A 4338-nucleotide genomic window follows, 5' to 3' on the forward strand; every position below is an offset into this window, starting at 1 on the left:
CGGGTTACTCGATTTCCGGTCTGTCGCTGCCTCCGCCGCCCCCTTCGGAGCCGCTGCCTTCGTCTTCTTTCTTTTCGGTAGAGGTGAAGGCGACCAGCTTTTTGGTATTACGCAGGGACGCGCCGGGTGTGAAGATCACACGTGCCCCTTTCACGTCTGCCTGGGAGAACGACTTCTTGTCGCTTGCGCCGTTGCTAGACAACGAGAGGCGGAAATTACCGAACTCGCCTAACTGGACGATACGTCCTGCACGCAGCTCCATGTCGAGGATGAAATTAAGGTTATCCAATACCGCTTTTACGTCGGCGCTGGAAACGGTAGATCGCGCTCCGATCATGACACACAATGTATCCATGTCGGTATGCCCGTTGTAGTCCGGTATCGCATAAATTTTTTCCTGTGCTGCACCGCCTTTCAGGTCGGTCACTTTTCTTGTTACTAATTTGTAGCCCTGGGCCATCGTTAATAAATTGTTTTAAGGTTGATACTTTGTTGTTTCGTCTGATTGACAATGCAAAGTTACGACCGGTCGGATAGGCGGAGTTGAGTTGTGTGCAGATAGATGGCATTAAATGAATTTTATGATTTGTTTTGGCTATCTGAAGTTACTTTAAAGCACTCAGGTCAAATTGAGTTAAAATAGTTTGTGCAAATACAATATAGTGTAATTATTTAAAATAAATTATGTTTATAAATAATTTGTTACTATATTTGAGTGTAATGTAAATTTATATATTGATATGCGTAATTATGTAATAATACTTTGCTTACTATTTATTTTGTTTTCATCATGTGAAAATGATACGGAAATGATTAATGATTTTTCTGTCAATTTTGTTCATTTGAATGATAATAGAGGGATTGTAGGAAAAGAAATGTTATGTACTCTAAATATTGAAGGAATCAATGAAGATGACGATGAAATATATGCTTCGTATTTAATAGAAGGAGGAATTGGAACTATCTTTATAAATGAAGATGGTTATGAACAAAATCAAGAGTTTAATTTAAAATCTCTTTATAAGAAAAAACTCTCATTTGTTTATTTACCAAAAGTAGAAGGAGTACACTCTCTAACCTTTTTAATAAGGAAGCAGTTAAAAGGTCAAGTTTTAGAACGTTATTCATGTATTGATTTAAAAGTAGAGGGAATAAAAACAATTATATCTGATCTTGAATCTGATGTAGATATAGGAAATACTACTCAATTTATTTTATCAATAGATGTAGATATGAAAGTCTTTTGTAAAGCTCGTTTTCTAAAAGGAAAAGGAAGTATTGAAATTGCAAATACAGATGTTGTCGAAAATGAAGTGTTATTGAAAAAAAATAATAAAGTATTATTGACTTCGGAATCTGTTGGTGAATGTAGAGTTGCGTTTGATATATCAGGAGTGTATGGACGACCTATTAGGAGTATAGTAGTTATAAATGTTGTAAAGAGATAGAAATGCTTTCTTTTTTGTGGTAATGATTATATGTGTTTACTATCATTATAGATGAAGGTTTGATGTATGCAATTGATGTTGTAAATGGGATAATAATAAACATAGGTATTAATATTAAAAAATTAAGTATTATGAAGACATTATTAAAATTATCATTGCTTTTATTTGTATCATTAGTATTGTTCTCATGCCAAAAAGAGAATGAAGAAATTGATATAATGTGTGATGCCTCAAATCTGGAACTTCTGCAGACTAAAAGTGTTAAATCACATTTTTATGGGAATAGTTTTTTAGCACAATTAAATGCTATTCCAGTCCATATTTTTTACGAACAAGGGGCAATTGCAGCAACAAAAAAATTCTTTGGTTGTTCCTCTAAAGATAGTTATGACCTAGTAGCTTCTAATGAAGATGATGGTTCTGGAAGGCAAAGATGGTTAATTACAAAACATATTGCAGGATCTTCAACAGAGTGGGGAATTGAGGTGCTTGGAGGATATCAATCAGGAAGAAAGTATTTGTCTGACTATCCGTTGCCTCCAAATGCAGGAATTGATCCATTTCCATGTATGCATAATCAACAAATTTTTTCGCATGGATATTGGAATATTGAGTTCCATGATCAGAAATGGTACATATGGAGAAACGGTAAACCAATGTATTATATATATAATGCCTCATGGGGAGGATCTAATTTTAAATATTTGAATAGTACTAATCCGTATGATAATTTGGGTGCAGGTTTTCTTATTTATCCTGTAGAAAAGTTTAACTTGCAGAGTGTTGATTATTCGATAATTGATGGTCAAGCTAATGCTACACCGGTAGTTGTATTTTTAACATCACGTCCACTTATAAATGATACACCTTATGAAGCAGAAAGAACAGCTCAACTTATAGAAAGTTATAGTTATACATCTCATTTTTCACAAACTGAAGGGCTTTTAATTTCAGAAACTATAACAGTTGGGGCTGGTCTTAATGTAACTGTACCTATAATAAATGTGGGATTGAATGGAAAAATTGAAACTACCAAGAGGACTGATCATAGTTATTCTTTCACAACAGGAAAAAATGAAAGTTTTGATTTTAACTTTAATCAAACTATTAAACAAGTTTTACCCCCAAATACAACTATAATTGCTTGGTTGGAAGCGAAAAAATATAGTTTTGATACAAGATATGCTGGTGAATTTGTTGGTGAACAAAGCCGAAAAGTGATAAAGTTGAATGGAAATTGGAATGGAGTACAGTATTATGAGGTGGCAGTAAAACTTTCTACTCCTGAAGGAAAAGTGTTAGGAACTGTTGATTCAAAAGGTAATTATAAGGCTGCTAACTCTATTGAATATATTGATATTCAAAAAGCAAATACAATGATTCAACAATATAATCTTGAAAAAACATCTAAGAGTTCTATAATTAAATGACAAATGTTATTGAGATATTAAATGTTATTAAATAAACTTTGATACCTATGCGTTTTGATGTAAATAATGAATATTTATAGTAGAAAAGGAGCAATTTCATATTTTGAGATAACTCCTTTTCTTTTGTGCTTTTTTGAATAAGGTAAAAATTATATTTTTTGTTTTATTATAAATAAATGAAATAATACTTTTAGTAATAGTGCTATAGTACTATTATATTTACAATAACTATTATTATTGAAATAGTTAATCCGAGTCCATTTTCAATTTCTCCCGGATGAAATTTGATTTTCTTCCGAAAGAAATTGTTTTTTCTCCCGGATAGCAGTTTTTCCCTAGAGGGAAGAGATGTTTTTATTATTTATAAAATATACAACAACTAACTATTTATGATATAGTAACAATTAAGATAATAAATATATTGAATATTTTAAATGAACGTGTACATACTATTAATATATGACAAGTTAAATAAAAGTTAATATGAAAATAAAGTCTTGAATTATAATCCTAATATGAAATATTATACTTACATTTGCCATTGTAAGATTTACCGAAGAAGAAACTATGAAGATGATTAATCTTACCTTAAATAATTTTTAATTTTTAAATTAATAACCTTACATCGTGAAGAAAAAAGAAATCTTAACGACGAAACAGAACAATCTGATTGTTGCTGTTCAAAGTGGAGTCAGCGTACTCGAACAAAACGCCAACCTGAGTCTTAACTGTCTGTCGATGGGGCGCCGATTGATCGAACAGATTGGAAAAGAAGGAGGAATGAACGAAGCCTTAGCCGCCGAAGCCGACCGCTATGTAACCCTGTGCCGAAGCTACATGCTGCGCATGAACAGCGACCGCAAGCCTTTCACCCAACAACTTACGGAAGTGCAAAAGCAATTCGTTTCTCAGGAAAACAATATTGATCCGACTAAAAACGGTACGCCGGCTAACGTACTTACTGCGATGCTCAACAGTTGGTTGATGAAGCAGAAACGTGATGCCGAAGAAGCGGAACTGCGTTTACAGGCTAATTTTCAACGCACGGAAAAACGTATTGCCGGACGTGATGATCTGGATGAGGCGCAGAAAGCCGTAATCCTCGAACGTGCCGAAGGTCGCCTGCAATCGGGGCGTGTTTCTCTGAAAATGAATGAAATAGCAACCGAACTCGTTCCCGTAGTGACCGAACCGGACGGTTATATTGACCTCTTGCGCTTTTGGTGGCAGGAGCTCGGCCGAAACCTGCCCGACAGCGACCTGGAACGCATTTTCCGTCCGATGCTGTCGTATGCCCGCAAGCAGGCCCGCAAAGGGGTGAAAGTGGAAAGCGTTTATGTAGAATACCGCGAGGAACCGAAAGGGGTACGGGCGGCGTGAATTTAAAAAAAATTGAGCTATTTGTTTATAGTGCCGGGAGTAACCAATTCCCCTCTTGAGAGGGGATAAGGGGTGTGTTA

The 4338-nt window shown here is 34.9% G+C and carries 4 protein-coding genes; 3 read left to right on the forward strand and 1 reads right to left on the reverse strand.

Going from position 1 to position 4338, the window contains the following annotated elements:
* Positions 1-4: 4 nt before the first annotated feature.
* Entirely contained in the window at positions 5-460 is a 456-nt protein-coding gene (locus DWW91_RS27345; protein ID WP_010800778.1) for an HU family DNA-binding protein, read from the reverse strand.
* A 349-nt stretch (positions 461-809) separates the two neighbouring features.
* Between DWW91_RS27345 and DWW91_RS27350 the strand changes: the two genes are divergently transcribed.
* The 3 genes from DWW91_RS27350 to DWW91_RS27360 all read left to right on the forward strand — a co-directional run bounded on the left by DWW91_RS27350 (position 810) and on the right by DWW91_RS27360 (position 4258).
* Complete coding sequence (locus tag DWW91_RS27350) at positions 810-1448, forward strand: hypothetical protein (RefSeq protein WP_122329430.1); 639 nt, start codon at positions 810-812, stop codon at positions 1446-1448.
* Positions 1449-1579: 131 nt separating this feature from the next.
* A complete protein-coding gene (locus tag DWW91_RS27355) occupies positions 1580-2878 on the forward strand; it encodes a hypothetical protein (protein ID WP_046147224.1) in 1299 nt (432 codons plus the stop codon).
* 627 nt (positions 2879-3505) lie between these two features.
* Positions 3506-4258: a hypothetical protein gene (locus DWW91_RS27360; protein WP_122329432.1), complete on the forward strand. Its 753-nt coding sequence runs from the start codon at positions 3506-3508 to the stop codon at positions 4256-4258.
* Positions 4259-4338: the final 80 nt, after the last annotated feature.

Source organism: Parabacteroides sp. AF17-3 (assembly GCF_003635445.1).
Lineage (GTDB): Bacteria > Bacteroidota > Bacteroidia > Bacteroidales > Tannerellaceae > Parabacteroides > Parabacteroides goldsteinii.